Genomic DNA, 17302 nt, shown 5'->3' on the forward strand with positions numbered 1-17302 from the left:
ATAAAAGGATTAAATATAAGATCTTCACTTATAATAGTTCCTTTAGACGAAAGTTATAGCTCGATATGCACAGACACTAGCACAATCGGCACATTCGTTACAATAATTTTCGTTTTTCAACACTACAAGTTGTGATTCTTTATCTATGTAAAGAAGACCAATAGAACATGCCTCTACACACTCTCCACATCCATTGCATTTTTTTTGGTCAATTTTCCATTTTCCTACTGGCATTGGCTCTTTCTTAGAGTTCCCCAATGATTCTTTGTTTTCCATAATTCTAGTGTTTTAAATGTTAGTTTTATCAAAATTACTCATTCTAATTAAAATAACAAGCCAAACTGCAAGGAAAAATACTTTTTATTTTCATAAGAAGGATTACCGTTGGCTTTCTCATATTCTCCTTCTATACCAATAAACCATTGTAAGTCAGATGTATGAGTGTATAAAATAGAGGCTCGGGCACTCCATCGAGGCTCTGTTAAAATATTAAAGTTTTCTTCTAACCTCTCCGGATTCTTCCACAACTTGATATCCGGCATACTTTGACCGGTTTGTGATTGTTCTTTCTTCATTATATCTCCGCTTCCTTTGCCATATTTTAATCCTATTCTGCAATTCATCTCTCCCGATTTCAGCCTGAGACTGTGAGTGAGGGTACTATGCAGCGTAAAGCGGTGCGCCGGTTGTACATATTTAATAGGATAAAAGAAAATAGTCTGTTTACTTGTATTATACAGAACGCCTGAGACGAGCGAAAACTGCGGATGTTGGTCGTTTCGCAGTCGGTAATACCCATATTCCAAAGCGTATTCATTCTGTTTGGAAGCAGAACGGAGGACTTTTCCGTATGTGTGCCATATTCCGTTTACATCCTGTTGCTGAAGCGGGTCGTAACTCTCTGAATTATTGTATACAATGCGTACATTCCATTCATGGAAGTGGGTGGCGGAGTGCCTTGTAAGGCGGGCGTTGTATTTTATCCTCCATAAGTCGGTTTCGCCTTCTTTCTTGTTCTGTATTTGGCGGCTGACTATATCTTGTTCACCCATCCTTCCGCTAATCTCCTGATATAAATGAAGCGCTCCGAATTTATTTTCTAGTTGTAAAGCTCCTCCCAGTTCTTCCGCACTATAATGCCAGTCGACATTCTCATTTCCCGGCAGTGTCTTGAAGAATCCCAGCGGATAAGAAATAAAGAAAGGATAAGTGCTGTGTGCACCTATATTCTGATAATCGACTTTCTCTTTTTTGCTCGAGTATAGAAAAGAAGCACCCCAGCGAATCGCTTTGTTCTGATAGCCGATGCCGGGAGTAAATTCCCATTCCATCCATTGATTCTTGTTTCTGGGGTCTGTATCTTTCGCTGTCAATTCAACAAGGTAGTCCAACCGACTGCCGACCATCCAATGTGCAGATACCGGTAGAGAGAATGTTCCTGTCAATTGATATTGTTCGGCACTTTGTTTTCCGCTGACAGAATCGCATAGGTTGAGGCTTTGCCAATAGTCGCCTGTCATTCCGTTCCAGTTTATGCGGTGTTTTTGGTTGTTTCTATATCCCATCTTACCATACACAGAAGCTTTTCCCAATTGTTGAAATGACTCACTGTATATGGAGTAATTGTCTGCCGATGAGGGAAAGGCGGTATTACCCAAATTCCCTTTCTGATGGCTGTATCCCGCTTTCGCGATGGAGAATGCATGAAAAGAATTGAAAGACAGACCGATTGGGTTTTCACCGTCCAGCCAACTGTTTTGCCTGTAAATTTCTTCCATAGAATATATATGTAATGAGTCGGGTCGGGCAAAAGTGAGGATACCGGTCATTAGAAGTAATATGGATAATGTGATTCGTTTTCTCATTGTCATTTCCTGTTTTTCAGAGTGGGCACAGTGGTTATCATATCGTTTGAGGAATTATTGGTATCCTGATAAATGATGCGGCCGTCTTCATTCAGACTACTTTTCCGAATCAGCGATTTGCCGGTATAGGGGCCGTCCGGAAGATAGGCTGCTCCACTGTCCAGTTCATCCGGTACCCGCTTGTAGGAGATGCGATCTGGACTTGCCACGCATTCCACGCAGTCAATTACCCATTCTTTGGGAATCATCAGGTAGAATTTCTTTGTATTGGAAGATTGGGGCCGGTTCTCCCGATTGGATATGTCGTTGACATAACTTTCGGCAGACTTGCCTTCTATTTTAAATACAATCATGGTCGGTCCGATTGCGGGAAGAGGATACATCCATATATTGGTATTCAGGTTGAGAAGCATCTTCATTGGCCTTACTCCGGCAGTAATGTCCTGCTGACTGAGGCTTACATCCCAAAATGCCCAGTCCGCTTTGGATAGGTCTACAGAATTGGTATGCTGATATTCGCCTCCCGTGTGGTCTACTGCATTAGTGGCTATGCTGATTTCTTCACCGGGATGTAAAGGATACTCTGTTCCGGTACCGGGAAATTGCCAGGTTACGTCGTTGATGGGGATACGCTTCATGTCGGTATATTTGATCCATGGAGATTGCAGGCTGGATGCAGGGTCGACGATGGCTACACATAAGCTGTCCAGATAGAGTGTTTCTTCCGAATTATTATGGAGAATGAGATATTGGTCGGATTGATATTCCTCTCCTTTTCTACCTATGCATCCGCCGTAATAAATTTCTTTAATAATGAGTGCGTTGCTCCGTGAACGAGACAGTTGCACTTTTGCAGTTCCTTCATATTGCTCGGATAACAAAGATAAAGTTTCGCTTCTGCCACTGAAGATTAAGCCCGATGTCGTTTGGTAGTGCGCCGAAGCAGTGTAATAACCGTATTCCACACGAAAGGCGGCGAGTCCTTCGGACGAACAAGGCATGGCATAAGTGATGCCTTGGTTCTGGTTGGTCAGGATGACATTGATTCTTTCATAAGGCAATGTGTCATAGCCTTCCGGTGCAATAACTTGTATATCTATCATACATGAGTTGCTCTCTTCTTTTTCTGAACACGAAAAAAGGGATACGGCAAGGAGGATGAATAGATAAAACTTTATTTTCATAATTGATTTGTGATGTTTAATAGGTCGTATTTCTCAGAATCGGATATTGATTTCAGCTCCGTAATACAGTTCCGGATTCAATATGGAGTATTGCTGTGTGCTGTTTCTGTATCGTTTCGGATTTGATTGTGTCAGGTTGTTGGCACAAAAGGCAACGGACACATGACGTCCTATTTCTTTGGTAATTCGCAGATTCAATAAGAAATAGGGCCCGAAAGAGTCTTCCTGGAAAGCCGTTAAGGTATTTGTTGACATAATCAAATCTGAAAAACGGCTGTCTGTCTCCATTTCTGCGGTAAAAGGATAAAGGCTGCCGCTTGCATCCATATAGTAGACCGGATTTAACCGTTTCTGATGTTCGATGTCGGTCATGGCATCCCCTTCGATGCGATTGCCATTGGCATCGGTGAGGTAAACCGGATTGTTGTATCGGCTTTCCATGCTTTTCTTTTGCTTGTCCATCCATACGGCTTGCAGTGTCAGGCTGGCAATGAGTCCGATGCGGGGTAGTTGAGTGATGCATTGAAACCGAGTGTTGAACTGTTCCCACACTTGCAAGTTGTCGGTATAAGAAGATGATTCATAGATGCCTACATAGGGATAAGGCTTTCCATTGACTTCTATTTGGGGATGAAAGGCAGAAAGAGTTGTATTCTTTTCCTTCATGTTCATATAATTGCCGCTGATGAGCAATGAAGAATGTAAAGGACGGCATCGGATGGGACCGATGGTATACTCCACACCTTGCTTCTTTTGTTCTATGCCGTTTTGCGGCTGTTGGTAAGTAGCAAAGGAAGATAGGTTGGTATAGCCCAGTGTCTCTCCGTGATTAACGACACCGTCGGGAGTCAGTTCGGGCTGTTCTCCTTTACCAATCAGAGTATTATAACGGTGGTAGCTGAACGGATCGGCTTGCAGTGTAGTACAATATCCGTTTTTCAGATGCTCGTTATACCATACAATATCGGTGGTGATATCTGCTATTCGGAAGTTGATGCCCATTTCAAACTTACGGTTCACGGGAAAAGTCAAATCAGGATTGAAGGTGCGGCCGGTGGCGTAAGTGTGCATGACAGCCATCCGATAATTATTTTCCGTGTCATTATATGTGAAGCTGTTTTTATCAGTATAAGAGATATCGGGATACAGATAGGGCAATACCGGCATTTTGTGCATCAGCCCCCAACCCAGTCGGAGGCTGAGGTACTGAATGAAAGAGTTGTCGTTGTTGTCCATCAATATTTGTTTAAGATTGATGCGCGGATCGGCTATGGGACGGGGGTGCAATGCGCGAGTGTGTAACTTAATTATGCGCAGGCCGGTTTCCAATTCGGTCTGCATTTCTCCGGTGCGTACGACGATGCGGTTTTCGGCAAAAGCAGAATAATGATACACAAAAGGGATGTCACGATAAGAACGGGTTCGTATTCCTATCATGTTGAGGGGAGGATTTGAAGGATTAAAACTGATTCCCTTTCCCCAGTTACCTTCCATGTCGGCTTCCACTCCTAAAAGAAAATACTCGTAGACTTGCTCACTTAATGCTTTTCTCAGATTGGCGATGAGGGAGGCGTGGGTGGTCAGTGGTTCTCCTTCTATAGAAAGGGGAGCAAAATAATTAGGCGGTAAGAAGCTTCCTTCATGTTCTCCCGGCAGTGTGGTGTAGGTAGTGACTTGTTGCGTGCCAGAATAATAGGTGTTTGACTCGTTCTTCTGTCTGCCGTAACTCATTCCTGCCCGATATTCCAGACTGGAGAGCCAAGGCTTCATTACCTTCCATTGTCCGTTGGCCGAAAAAGAGAATCCTTGATTGGTGTATCTTTGATATTCACCGTCCACACTGTTGTTTCCTCTTTTATCATTATCTTTCATCCAATACCCGCGTAAGTCAACTCTCAATGTCGCCGACCGGAAGTCTTTGGCGTAAGCGGCTTGGATACCGATACGGTGAAAGGTTTCTTCCGGAATTTGCGGCGCCTCACGTGAGAATGCATAGTCACCTCCTATATATAATGAGCCTCCGTTGCTGCCCAACCGAAATCCTTTCCCTGCGGATGCCAGTTTTTCTGTTGCAGTGAATCGCATGGATGCGCTGAAAGGCTGAATTCCGACTTTGGATTTGACCAAAACCATTCCACTGGTTACGTCTCCGTAGCGGGCAGAAGGAATACCCCGTATCACTTCAACCGACTCGACGGAAGTGGGAGAGATGGAGCGCACATCAAAGCCCGAGAGTACTGTGGAATTATAAATTCCTCTTCTTCCTTCCAATCCCATCTGCTGCATATTCATATTATTATTCAGGCGCATTCCGTCTACCAAAATGGCCGTTCCCAATGCATTTGTTGTATTGTCATAAGAAGCGCTACGGATGGTGAAGCCGGCAGGAATGTTCAGATTAGGGTTGCGTGTTGTCACTCCCGGCAATAACTGTGTCAGGCCGGATAAATCCGTAGCCTGAATATGCCGGATAGCATCTTGTCCGATAATGGAACGGGAACCCGGCGTGTCCGGTTGGGAAGCCGTGACAATTACTTCCTTTAATTGTATGTGGCGAAGAGTATCTACATCCGGCCTCTGCTTCTGTCCGTGGCAATGAAGCGAACAAAGAAGCAGTATCATAATGACAAATGTACTTGTATAATTGATGTAGCTCATCGTTGTTTTATGGGATTTCTTAAAATGTAGGGCATTTGCTCAAATGTTTTTAAGCATGTACAAAGAAAACAATTTTATTTCATCTGTTCACTATCTGCTATTAAAAAAGTAAAGAGGGCTGCCGCGTTTTGGAGTTTTCTAAGTACATTTGCAGGTACAATAACATGACTATGCTGCTATTTATATTAAAAACATTAAGTTTCTGTCTTTCATTATTTGCCTGGCTCTTATTAAGCGTGGCAGGTGTGTCCTTGATATGGGAATCCCGGCTGGTAAAAAAGAATTCAATTCGCCCTTTGTCACTCATTATAATCATGTGGGGCATTCTTTCTTATAATATATGTTCTGACAATTATCTGTTTCTGGCGGTTTACCGCTATTCTGAGTTCTTGTTTTATCTTTGTCTGATTACCGTTTACTTGATTTGTGCTTTAATAGCGAGCTATATAATGGGAAAAACTTTCCTGTACAGACTCCTTATGCATAAATTGAGAGGCTATGTTTCACCTCAAATCGTCCGTCTCCCTATTGAAATTGCAAGCGGAAACAATGCTTTTGATAATCGGCAGAGAATGGAGAACGTGCATTTTACTTCCGATATGAAAAAGAGAATACACGATGTATTGGATAATCCGAATTTGTTACAGGAACGGAATATTACAATGGAGAAAACGGCCAATCTGATTGGAGTGAATGTCTTTTATTTGAGAACTTATCTGAATTACCATCTGCAAACTACTCTTGCTAAATATCTCAGGGATAAGAGACTTGATTATGCCGAACAATTGTTGCTGGGAACTGATAAGTCCGTTGCTGAGATTGCAACGATGACAGGCTTTGAATCGGATGCCAAGTTCTTCGAGGCGTTTAAGGCACGTCATCAAAGCACTCCTTTGGCATGGAGAAAGAGCAAAAGCTCTCTTGAATAATATAAATCATCAGAGAAATATTATATTATCAGACAAGAAATAATCGATGAAATGGGGCAATATTATAAATGTTCTTATCATTCTCGATTTGGGTATTTGATAAACTTTCATTCTGTCTACCTTTGCAATATGAATAAAACACCAATGGTGTTATTGCAAATGACGAGACTTTATCACCAGTTATTTAAGATTGGTTTGTTAATTAAGATGAGGAATAGAGGGATATGGCTAGTATGCCACTCATTTAAAAATAAAAGGTCGAATCGTGATAAAGTTGTAGAGAAAACAAGTCCTCTACAAAAGTTGAGGGTCTCAATGTGAGGAATATGAAATAGAGATGAATGATGTCTCTATGGATAAGATTTATTTCTTTATATCGCGTATTTGGAATAGACCTTACATTAAAGAGTGCCGGAAAGAAAATGCCATTTTCTTTCCGGTATTATTTTTCTGATACACTTTTCTGATATGCGATACGTTGGGTACCGTTATGTGTATAGATAATGCCACATTCTTCAAAACCGTTTTTCTTCAAGATATTCTGCATCACATAATTGTCATAATGTGTGTCTACACGTATATTATGATGTTGCTCGAAGCACCATCGGATGCATTTGTCTGCAATTCCTTTTTCTTTCCCATTGGCAGCCATACGGTGAATTACACCATAGGGGGCCTCATTCAGCCACTTGCCATTATCGATAACCGTATAGGTAGGATCTTCTCCGGTAATAAAACAGAAGGTGCCTACAATTTCTCCCTGCTCATTCTCGCACACATAGCTGTGGCCGTCGGCTATTTCCTGCTGAATGTATTCTTCAGAAGGATAACCGTTAATCCATTGATTGGGGTTGCCATGTTCCTTCATAAATTGGCGGGCGTAGTCATATATGGCCATTATCGGCTTCAGGTCATTGAAGGTTGTTTGTCTGATTTTCATATTGGGTTGGGCTTACTATCGTGTTAAGATTAGAAATTCATTTTATATACGTTGGTCTCTTTCTGTTCAAACCCTATTGACTGATACAGCTTGTTGGCGGCTGTTCGTTTGGGGTTGGAAGTCAGCATCAGTACAAGGATGCCTTGTGATTTTACGAAATCGATGGCATGGCGGACTAAAATCTTGCTGAGTCCTTTTCCGCGATAAGTTGTATCCAGTACTACATCTTCTATCCATGCTTTTCCACCGGTGGGAGTATAATAAATGCCGATAGTCAACATTCCTGCGATTACTTGATCTTCTAAAAGGAAAAACAGGTGACTGTTTTCCGAGGTGAGTGTCTGCTTGAAAGCTTCTTCTGTAAGTGTGATGGAGCGGGTGGTCAGTTGAGTCAGAAACTTCCGGGTAGCTTCCAGATACTCGGGCTTATATTCGAGTATTTCGATGATTTGAGTCATAAATAAATTGGTTTTAAGTTTCTAATATAATAATAAGGTGAAGTCCGGTTTATGTCCGAGCTTTGAAAACCGGTGCGATTTTTTGTATTTCCGATTCGAAGCCGAACCAGTAGCCATGTTCTGTGTCAGTATCTGCAGGCAGAAAGCAAAGACGCAATTCAGGTTTATAATAACCATAAAGCACTTCCCAATGTTCAGGCGGGGTCTGCCGTTTGGTCTTTACATGCTCTGCCGGCAGCTTCTTGAGTGACATGCCTGCCTCTATCCATGCAATGGAAGCCTGTGTCTGATAGCTTGGATAGTATTGTTTGCAATATTCATAAAGCACCAACCCCCGTCTTTCCAAACTCATAGGTTGGTCAATGAGATTGGCTTCCGTCATGTAGGCCAGAAACTTATATAAAAAAGTCCTGTCGTTTACGATGAGTTCCCGTGTCAGGGATTGCCATGCGGGGGTATTGTAAAAGGCATCGAGTAAGCGGGACAGTTGGCGTGCTGTCTGCAATTCTCCGACGCTGATTTCTTTCGTTTGTAGTACTTCGTAAGGCGGGAGAGGGGAGTAGCGGATTCCCAACTCGTTTGCCCGACGGCGCATTTCTGTTCCGGGCAATAGCTTCAGAGATTCCAATTGGATTTCTCCGGCACAGTATCCGGCGAGGGTGTATACATCTTCGAATATTTCATCCAGATGATAAAGCGGTAGTCCCGCAATCAGGTCGGCATGAGTTTCCATATTGGAGAGTGAACAAAGGAAGGTCAGTCCTTCCAGTGCATCGGAGAGTTTTCCCATTCTCCGGCTTGTCTCCAGAACGGGTGCACGCAGACTTTGAATGCCGGCTTCCAGGTGGAGAAGTCCTGCGGGCAATTGTTTTAACTCTTCTTTCAACTCTTCCGATAACAATGCGGGATGAATTTCCAGATGGAAGCGGATGTCGGGCGAGAACTCCAGGAAGAGGCGAAGAAGTTCTTTGGCACGGCGCGGATTATAGTTGAAGGTACGGTCGAGCACACGTACATTCTTGATGCCATGACTGTGAATGATTTGCAATCTGTGCCGTATGCTTTCGATGGATAGTGTGCGAACAGGCTTTTCTCCTCCGCTTACACAAAAGGCGCAGGTGTTGAAGCATCCGCGTGTGGTCTCCAATTGTACGAAAGGTTTGCTCCAATTGAAGAAGCGGCTTTCTTCAGGGGGGACAAGGTCGGAAAAATGAAGTACGCGTGCTAAGCCATTGTCTTTATATTCCTTCTGGGGAGTCAGATAGCAGAGTCCCGGGATACTTTCCCACTTCTCGGGTTGCTCCCGACAGGCCAGCCATTGCGGAAATGCTTCTTCTCCTTCTCCTCTGAACACACAGTCGACAAAAGGATTCTTACGCAAGAACTCTTCATTATCTCCCAAAAACTCAGGGCCTCCCAAGATGAGACAAGCCTCTGGAAGCAATGCTTTGACACGAGATGTGATATGCATCAGTTGTTCGTGATTGAACAACCAAGTGGTGGCTGCAAGTATGTCGGGCCGGCGGCGGTAGATTTCATCGACAATCATCCCTACATTTTCATTAATGGTAGCAGATACTATATCCCATTCCACAGAGGTGTCCGAAGCTATCTGTGCATGCAAGGCGGGAAGTGCCAGCGAGGAGTGAGCATACGAGCTGTTGAGGTCTATCCAGAGAATCTTCATGTTTAATATTGTTTTCAGTTTGCAAAGATAGCTCTTTTTTTATATCTTGCCTGCGTTTTTAAACAGATACCGTTATGATTAGAAGGGTAGAACTACAAGATGCGAAAGCTATTACGGCTATTTATAATGAATATGTCGCACACAGTGTGGTTACATTTGATATCGAACCAGTGAGGGAAGAGGATATGCGCTTCCGGATAGCTGAGATTTCGGCTCATTATCCTTATTTTGTTTATGAGTCGGACGGAAAGGTTATGGGGTATTGCTATGCTCATCCCTGGAAACAGCGTGTGGCCTACGGACATACATTGGAAACGACTGTTTATCTTCTTCCCGATTGTGTCGGGAAAGGTATGGGAACCCAACTCATGACACGCTTGATAGAAGAATGTCGGAGGGAGGGGTATCATGCACTGATTGCTTGTCTGACGGAGCCGAATGAGGCCAGCACTTCTTTACACACTAAGTTGGGCTTTCAAAAAGTATCTCATTTTAAGGAAGTTGGACTGAAATTTGGTAGTTGGCTCGATGTCGGCGATTACGAGCTCATCTTATAGCCTGTGAACATTTCCATCAAAAAAAAGGTTATAGCCATTAAAACTAAAAACAACTGACTATGACTCAAATTAGTATTAAAAGGGTATATGAAGACTTTTCGCCCAACGATGGTTATCGGGTATTGGTCGACCGTCTTTGGCCCAGAGGAATGAAACGGGAACATCTGATATACGATTATTGGGCAAAAGAATTAACCCCTTCCAATGCTTTGCGTAAATGGTTTCATGCCGACGTAGAAAAAAGATGGGGCGCCTTTGCCGATATGTACCAAAAAGAACTGGAACGCTCACCTGCCGTTAAAGCGTTCATTGATAGGATAAAACCTTATGAAAAGGTTACACTTCTATATGCTTCGAAGAATCAGGAGCAGAATCATGCGCGTGTACTGGCGCAATATTTAAGCACACTTTCTTAGTTTTTGTGCAGAAAAAAGCTAACTTTGCGACCGTTTTAGGTAAAAAGAAGGATTATGATACAAAAGGTTCTAATCGCCAATCGTGGCGAGATAGCCGTACGTGTAATGCGTTCCTGTAAGGAAATGGGCATTCGCACCGTGGCTGTTTTTTCGGAAGCTGACCGCACAGCGCGGCACGTAATGTATGCAGATGAAGCCTGTTTGATAGGCCCTGCCGCTTCCAAAGATAGTTATCTGAATATAGATAATATCATCAAAGCTGCCAAGCAGCATCATGCCGATGCCATTCACCCCGGCTATGGTTTTTTATCCGAGAATGCAGACTTTGCCCGCCGTTGTAAGGAAGAAGGGATTATTTTTATCGGGCCTGCCGCCGAGACGATGGAGGCGATGGGCGATAAGATAGCTGCCCGCAAGCGTATGATTGCTGCCGGCGTACCTGTTGTTCCCGGAACGGAACAGCCGTTACAGAGTGCAGAGGAAGCAGTCCGCATTTGCAATGAAATCGGCTATCCCGTGATGCTGAAAGCCTCAATGGGTGGCGGTGGAAAGGGTATGCGCCTCATTCACAGTGAAAACGAAGTGGTGGAGGCTTATAATACCGCACGTTCGGAATCTATGTCGTCTTTTGGCGATGATACCGTTTATCTGGAGAAATTTGTGGAAGAGCCTCACCATATCGAGTTCCAAATTCTGGGTGACAATCATGGCAATGTGATTCATCTGTTCGACCGAGAATGTTCTGTTCAGCGTCGTAACCAGAAAATAGTGGAGGAAAGTCCTTCGCCGTTCCTTACCCCCGAACTCCGCAGGGAGATGGGTGAGAAAGCGGTTGCTGCAGCCAAGGCGGTGAACTATTCGGGTGCGGGAACCATTGAGTTTCTCGTGGACAAGAACCGTAATTTCTATTTTCTCGAAATGAATACCCGCCTCCAGGTGGAACATCCCATCACGGAAGAAGTGGTCGGTGTAGATTTGGTAAAGGAACAAATCCGTATCGCCAATGACGAGGTGCTGCATCTCAGACAGGAGGAGTTGTTCCAGCGCGGCCATGCCATCGAATGCCGTATCTGCGCTGAGGATACGGAGAATAATTTCATGCCTTCGCCGGGTATCATCAAGCAGCTCACCGAGCCGAACGGTATCGGTGTCCGCATCGACAGCTACGTGTACGAGGGGTATGAGATACCCATCTATTACGATCCCATGATAGGCAAGCTGATTGTTTGGGCTACTACTCGACAATATGCCATCGAGCGTATGCGCCGTGTACTTTATGAATACAAAATCACCGGGCTGAAGACCAACCTCAGCTATTTGAAACGTATCATGCATACGCCCGACTTTGTGAAAGGCGAATATAATACGCTGTTTATCGAGAAGAACTCCCGTATGTTGTTGCGTGGCAACGGCAATAACGAGGAAATCGAGAATATTGCAATGATTGCCTCTTACATTGATTATCTGATGAATCTGGAAGAAAACAAGAGCTCGCAGTTGCCCGACGGCCGTCCCATCAGCCGTTGGCGTGAGTTCGGTTTGCAGAAGGGAGTATTACGCATCTAAACAAACGGAAAAGAAATATGGAAATACATATAGGAGACCGCATCGCCGATGTAACTTTGGTGAGCAAAGAGGGTAATAAGGTACAGTTCCTTATCGATGGAAAGCCTTATGACGTGGATATTGTGATGGCGGAGAACGGAAGTTGTTCCATTCTTCACGATGGCAATTCGTTTAATGCCGAGTTGATTCGCGGTGAAGGCGGTAAGAGTTATGACGTGAACATGTTCTACCGTTCTTACCACGTAAATATTGTGGATACGCAAACCAAGTACTTGCGCATGAAGAAGGGCGGAGAAGAGAAACAAGACAATCGGATTATTGCGCCCATGCCGGGTAAGGTCGTTAAGATTCCCGTCCAAAAGGGAGACTGTCTTAGTGCAGGAGACATCGTGGTGGTGCTGGAAGCCATGAAGATGCAGAGCAACTACAAAGTAAGTTCGGATTGTGTCGTAAAGGATATTCTGGTGCAGGAGGGCGATGCTGTCAATGCTAACCAGGAACTGATTATATTGGATATCATAAAAGAAGATTGAAAGAACCATGACAAGAGAAGAAATATACAGCCGGTTTGAGGAACTGGACAAAAACGCATCGCTGGGTGGCGGTGTGGACAAGATAGAAAAACAGCATGCGCAGGGCAAGATGACTGCCCGCGAACGTATTGAAATGCTCCTTGACAAAGGTACATTCAATGAACTTGACAAGCTGGTAAACCACCGTTGCACCAATTTCGGCATGGAGAAGAAACAGATTGCCGGCGACGGGATGGTGACGGGATACGGAAAGATAGACGGTCGTCTGGTTTTTGTGTATGCCTATGACTTCACCGCACACGGCGGTTCGTTGAGTGAAACCAATGCCGCCAAGATTGTCAAGGTGCAGGAACTTGCTCTGAAGAACGGTGCACCTGTCATTGCACTGAATGATTCGGGTGGTGCCCGTATTCAGGAAGGCGTGAATAGCCTTGCCGGTTATGCCTCCATCTTCTATCAGAATACCATTGCTTCGGGGGTCATTCCACAGATTTCCGCTATCTTGGGGCCTTGTGCGGGTGGTGCTTGCTACTCTCCCGCACTGACCGACTTTATCTTTATGGTGAAAGAGCAGAGCCACATGTTTATTACCGGGCCGGATGTGGTAAAGACCGTGACCAATGAAGAGGTGGGAAAAGAAGAACTGGGTGGCGCTTATACTCACAGTTCCAAGAGTGGCGTCACTCACTTTATGTGTAATAATGAGGAGGAAACTCTGATGAGCATCCGTGAACTGTTGAGTTTCTTGCCTTCCAACAATATGGAGGATGCTCCCCTTGTTGCCTGCACGGATGATATCCATCGTCAGGTAGAAGCGCTTCAGACCGTTATCCCCGAAGACCCCAATATGCCTTACGACATCAAGGACATCATTGAGCCGGTGCTGGACAACCAGTACTTTTTCGAGGTAATGCCCCATTTTGCCAAGAACGTGGTAGTGGGATTCGGTCGTTTGGGCGGTCGTTCGGTGGGTATCGTTGCCAACCAGCCCGCTTACCTTGCCGGTGTGCTCGATATTGATGCCAGCGATAAGGCTGCCCGCTTCATTCGTTTCTGCGACTGTTTCAATATACCTTTGATTACCTTTGAGGATGTTCCCGGTTTCCTTCCCGGCACGGTGCAGGAACACAACGGCATTATCCGTCACGGTGCGAAAATAGTGTATGCATACGCCGAGGCTACGGTTCCCAAAGTTACATTGATTACTCGTAAAGCATACGGTGGAGCCTATATCGTGATGTCCAGCAAACCGACAGGGGCTGATGTGAATCTGGCTTATCCGCAGGCCGAAATTGCAGTGATGGGTGCTGAGGGTGCAGTGAACATCCTTTATCGGAAATCGACTCCCGAAGAGAAGCAGGAAATAATTAAGGAGTATGAGAATAAGTTCTCCAACCCCTACCGTGCAGCCGAACGCGGACTGATTGACGAAGTGATTATGCCGCGCGATACAAGATATAAACTGGCTCAGGCGTTGGATATGTGTCACAACAAAAACCAAAGCAATCCACCTAAGAAACACGGTAATATGCCGCTTTAAAGAAATAGAAGGATAAATGAACTTTTTATAGAAGAACAGTCTTGTTTCTAAAGAATAGGACTGTTCTTTGTTTTGTTCGTTATGGATTAACTGAAAAGTTGTAACTTTGTGCGTTTTGAAGGCGAAGAAGATGATTGCTTGGTTCGCTATAAGTTGCATTAAAGCTTTATATAAAGTTGAATTGCCCGACAATATAGAAATAAAATAGCGTTTTATTTCTATATTGTCGGGCAATCTTTTATCTTTGTGTAACTTAACAACCTAGAAATAATATGTTCTTTCTTTGTAGACTGTGGATATGGTGTAAACGTTTCCGTCATCGTTGTGGTTACGGTGTGCACTCTCCGTCCGACTTTTTTTTGATAACTTCCATTATTTATGAGAGATACCCTTACTATGCATACCGGACATTGAAGAAAAGGGGATTCTCAAATTACCTGCCTCACTATCGGTGTAAAGTGAACCGTTTGCTGTTCAGATTGGTTAATTATTTCAGACCGAAATCTTTGATAGAAGTGGGGATTGGCAATGGAGCGTCCATCAGTTATATGCGTGCGGCTTGTCACACCATGGATTCTGTTACCCTGAAGGGAAGAGACCGGGATAAAACCTTACAGCAACTAGCTGAAAAGTTGGAAGAACTGCAATATATTGATTGCTTGCATATTGCACATACTTCCTTCTACCAAGAAGTGTTTGAACAATCCTTGCCCTATATACACCCGGATAGTTGGTTTATTATAGGAGGAATTTATGAATCAAAGGAGAAGCGCGAATGGTGGAAAAAGGTGGTTGCTGATGAACGTGTCGGTATAACCTTTGATTTATATGATATCGGTCTGGTGTTTTTCGATAAGAAACGTTATAAACAGCATTATATAGTCAACTTCTTATAAATAAGACCATGAAAAAGAGTATGATATATACGAAGACAGGCGATAAAGGTACCACCTCATTGGTAGGGGGAGCTCGTGTGCCCAAGACACATATACGCTTGGAAGCTTATGGAACCATTGATGAACTGAACGCTCATTTGGGGCTTCTGCAAACATATTTGACAGAGGAAAACGACAAACACTTGGTGACCCATGTGCAGAATAAGTTGTTTTCCGTCGGCTCCTATCTGGCTACCGACCAGGCACAGACTGCATTGCGCATGGAGAGCCGTATAAGTGATGAAGATATTACATTATTGGAACAGGCCATTGATGAAATAGACAATGCGCTCACTCCTCTTCATGCGTTTATCCTTCCGGGGGGCGCGCGTGGCGCTGCTGTCTGTCATATCTGCCGTACAGTGTGCCGTCGGGCTGAACGTCGTATATTGGCATTGGCCGGAGAATGTGAAATAGAGGCTCGTGTAACAGCTTTTGTCAATAGATTATCGGATTATCTGTTCATTTTGGCACGGAAGTTGAATCATCTTGCAGAAAAGGAAGAAATTTTTTGGGATAAAAGTTGCAGATGAAATAATTTATTATACTTTTGCGGCTAAATAGAGATAAAAGGAAAAGTATTTACTCAAAAAATAAGAAAACTATGTACTGGACATTAGAATTGGCCTCGAAGTTGGAAGATGCTCCCTGGCCTGCTACTAAGGATGAGTTGATTGACTATGCAATGCGTTCGGGTGCTCCGTTGGAAGTAATCGAAAACTTGCAAGAGATGGAAGATGAAGGCGAAATCTATGAAAGTATAGAGGATATTTGGCCGGATTATCCGAGCAAAGAAGACTTCTTCTTCAACGAGGAAGAGTATTAAACACAGGTGATGTAAAGACGGGTCGGAGCTTTTGGTTCCGGCCCGTCTTTGGTTTTTATCGGTATCAAACACTTTTCTACCGGGGTAGGATGCAAGTTTTGTGGAGCCAGTCATTATTCTTAGGGATTTAACATATCAGGCAAACACCTGTCGCCGGATGTTTTCTCCTCCGGTTTTCAACCTCTGCATACGCTTAGAACTCCCTAAGTCGTTTCATTAGCCGGACTAAGCGTTTTCGTCCTTTCGGTTATGCCTGTCTGTCCGTCGGATTACTACAGTTTCCGGCAGTAGACTGTATAGTCTCCTTCAGTGGGCTGTACAGTCCATTACTGTAGACTGTAATAATCTTCCGTTTAAAAGGCCTTGACTGACCCTAAGAAACGGCTTACTCTTCCCTTGGTTGGTTAAATCGGGTACTGATAAGATTTTTCCCCCTTCCTGCAAAAGAATAACTTTATGCTGCGATTAAACATTATCATCGGAAAAAGTGTTTATCTTTGTGGCGTAAACTAAAAATAAACAAACATGAAAAAGATTATTAGTGTATTTATGGTAGCTGTATGTTTAATGATGGCTGCTCCTGCTCAAGCTCAGTTGCACTTTGGTGTGAAGGGTGGTTTGAACTTGTCAAAGGTTAGTTTCTCGAAGTCTGATTTAAAAGGAGACAATAAAACCGGTTGGTTTATCGGTCCGATGGCTGAGTTCACATTGCCTATTATCGGTGTAGGAGCTGATATAGCTGCTTTGTACTCACAAACAGATTTGGCTGCAAAAGGATATGATACAGATGCTAAATTGAAGACTTTTGAAATTCCTGTGAATTTGAAGTGGTCATTTGGCCTGGGAAGTATGCTGGGCGCGTATATTGCTGCCGGTCCGCAGTTTGGCTTTAATATTGGCAATAAGAAAGGTTTTATGGACTATGAGCTGAAGAAGAATAATACGACCTTCAATGTAGGTGCGGGTGTGAAGTTGATTCGCCACATACAAGTAGGTGTAAATTATAATTTTGCTTTAAGCCATACTGCTACTATTGAGACTGCCAACGAAGAAGTCATTAAGATTAAAAACAATACTTGGCAGGTGTCACTTGCATATCTGTTCTAAGCAAGCTCATTTAACAAAAGATAAAAGGGAGTGTGTCAAAACTAAACCGGCCTATCCCATCGTCAGCTGTAGGGGCAGGGTTTGCCTGCCCGAAGACACAA

At 43.8% G+C, this 17302-nt stretch carries 17 protein-coding genes; 10 read left to right on the forward strand and 7 right to left on the reverse strand.

The window, feature by feature from the left end:
* Positions 1–42: 42 nt before the first annotated feature.
* The 4 genes from QYT14_RS12800 to QYT14_RS12815 form a co-directional block, all read right to left on the reverse strand.
* The gene (locus QYT14_RS12800) at positions 43–276 is read right to left on the reverse strand and encodes a 4Fe-4S dicluster domain-containing protein (RefSeq protein WP_237039443.1); all 234 of its coding nucleotides are present in this window, start codon (positions 274–276) and stop codon (positions 43–45) included.
* 47 nt (positions 277–323) lie between these two features.
* The gene (locus QYT14_RS12805; RefSeq protein WP_288325621.1) at positions 324–1865 is read right to left on the reverse strand and encodes a DUF6850 family outer membrane beta-barrel protein; all 1542 of its coding nucleotides are present in this window, start codon (positions 1863–1865) and stop codon (positions 324–326) included.
* Positions 1866–1867: 2 nt separating this feature from the next.
* On the reverse strand, positions 1868–2968 hold the full coding sequence (locus QYT14_RS12810) for a DUF4876 domain-containing protein (protein WP_288325620.1): 1101 nt from the start codon (positions 2966–2968) through the stop codon (positions 1868–1870).
* Positions 2969–3082: 114 nt separating this feature from the next.
* Positions 3083–5707, reverse strand: a complete 2625-nt coding sequence (locus QYT14_RS12815; RefSeq protein WP_288325619.1) for a TonB-dependent receptor — start codon at positions 5705–5707, stop codon at positions 3083–3085.
* A 479-nt stretch (positions 5708–6186) separates the two neighbouring features.
* Between QYT14_RS12815 and QYT14_RS12820 the strand changes: the two genes are divergently transcribed.
* Positions 6187–6636, forward strand: coding sequence for an AraC family transcriptional regulator (locus tag QYT14_RS12820; protein ID WP_288325618.1), 450 nt, complete (start codon positions 6187–6189; stop codon positions 6634–6636).
* A gap of 442 nt (positions 6637–7078) precedes the next feature.
* On the opposite strand, the gene QYT14_RS12825 is transcribed toward QYT14_RS12820, so the two are convergent.
* The 3 genes from QYT14_RS12825 to QYT14_RS12835 are packed head-to-tail and all read right to left on the reverse strand — an operon-like array spanning position 7079 to position 9721.
* Positions 7079–7576 (reverse strand): GNAT family N-acetyltransferase, encoded by a 498-nt coding sequence (locus QYT14_RS12825; protein ID WP_288325617.1) that lies wholly within the window; start codon positions 7574–7576, stop codon positions 7079–7081.
* Between the two features lie 29 nt (positions 7577–7605).
* Complete coding sequence (locus tag QYT14_RS12830; protein ID WP_288325616.1) at positions 7606–8034, reverse strand: GNAT family N-acetyltransferase; 429 nt, start codon at positions 8032–8034, stop codon at positions 7606–7608.
* A 49-nt stretch (positions 8035–8083) separates the two neighbouring features.
* Positions 8084–9721, reverse strand: coding sequence for a DUF4080 domain-containing protein (locus QYT14_RS12835; RefSeq protein ID WP_288325615.1), 1638 nt, complete (start codon positions 9719–9721; stop codon positions 8084–8086).
* Positions 9722–9795: 74 nt separating this feature from the next.
* Here QYT14_RS12835 and QYT14_RS12840 point away from each other — a divergent pair, with 74 nt between their 5' ends.
* From QYT14_RS12840 to QYT14_RS12880, 9 genes are all read left to right on the forward strand, one after another.
* Positions 9796–10278: a GNAT family N-acetyltransferase gene (locus QYT14_RS12840; RefSeq protein WP_288325614.1), complete on the forward strand. Its 483-nt coding sequence runs from the start codon at positions 9796–9798 to the stop codon at positions 10276–10278.
* A 59-nt stretch (positions 10279–10337) separates the two neighbouring features.
* Positions 10338–10694 (forward strand): DUF488 family protein, encoded by a 357-nt coding sequence (locus tag QYT14_RS12845; RefSeq protein ID WP_237039452.1) that lies wholly within the window; start codon positions 10338–10340, stop codon positions 10692–10694.
* Positions 10695–10748: 54 nt separating this feature from the next.
* Positions 10749–12260: an acetyl-CoA carboxylase biotin carboxylase subunit gene (accC, locus tag QYT14_RS12850; RefSeq protein WP_237039453.1), complete on the forward strand. Its 1512-nt coding sequence runs from the start codon at positions 10749–10751 to the stop codon at positions 12258–12260.
* A 17-nt stretch (positions 12261–12277) separates the two neighbouring features.
* Positions 12278–12793 (forward strand): acetyl-CoA carboxylase biotin carboxyl carrier protein subunit, encoded by a 516-nt coding sequence (locus tag QYT14_RS12855; protein ID WP_237039454.1) that lies wholly within the window; start codon positions 12278–12280, stop codon positions 12791–12793.
* Positions 12794–12800: 7 nt separating this feature from the next.
* Entirely contained in the window at positions 12801–14333 is a 1533-nt protein-coding gene (locus QYT14_RS12860; protein WP_288325613.1) for an acyl-CoA carboxylase subunit beta, read from the forward strand.
* A gap of 272 nt (positions 14334–14605) precedes the next feature.
* Positions 14606–15229 carry a hypothetical protein gene (locus QYT14_RS12865; protein WP_288325612.1) on the forward strand — a complete coding sequence of 208 codons (624 nt, stop codon included), beginning with the start codon at positions 14606–14608 and terminating at the stop codon, positions 15227–15229.
* An 8-nt stretch (positions 15230–15237) separates the two neighbouring features.
* Positions 15238–15801, forward strand: coding sequence for a cob(I)yrinic acid a,c-diamide adenosyltransferase (locus QYT14_RS12870; protein WP_288325611.1), 564 nt, complete (start codon positions 15238–15240; stop codon positions 15799–15801).
* 71 nt (positions 15802–15872) lie between these two features.
* Positions 15873–16094, forward strand: a complete 222-nt coding sequence (locus QYT14_RS12875; protein ID WP_002558131.1) for a DUF2795 domain-containing protein — start codon at positions 15873–15875, stop codon at positions 16092–16094.
* A gap of 525 nt (positions 16095–16619) precedes the next feature.
* Entirely contained in the window at positions 16620–17201 is a 582-nt protein-coding gene (locus QYT14_RS12880; RefSeq protein WP_237039458.1) for a porin family protein, read from the forward strand.
* The last annotated feature ends 101 nt before the right edge of the window (positions 17202–17302 follow it).

Origin of the sequence: uncultured Phocaeicola sp., from assembly GCF_948499155.1 — a bacterium.
Lineage (GTDB): Bacteria > Bacteroidota > Bacteroidia > Bacteroidales > Bacteroidaceae > Phocaeicola > Phocaeicola faecalis.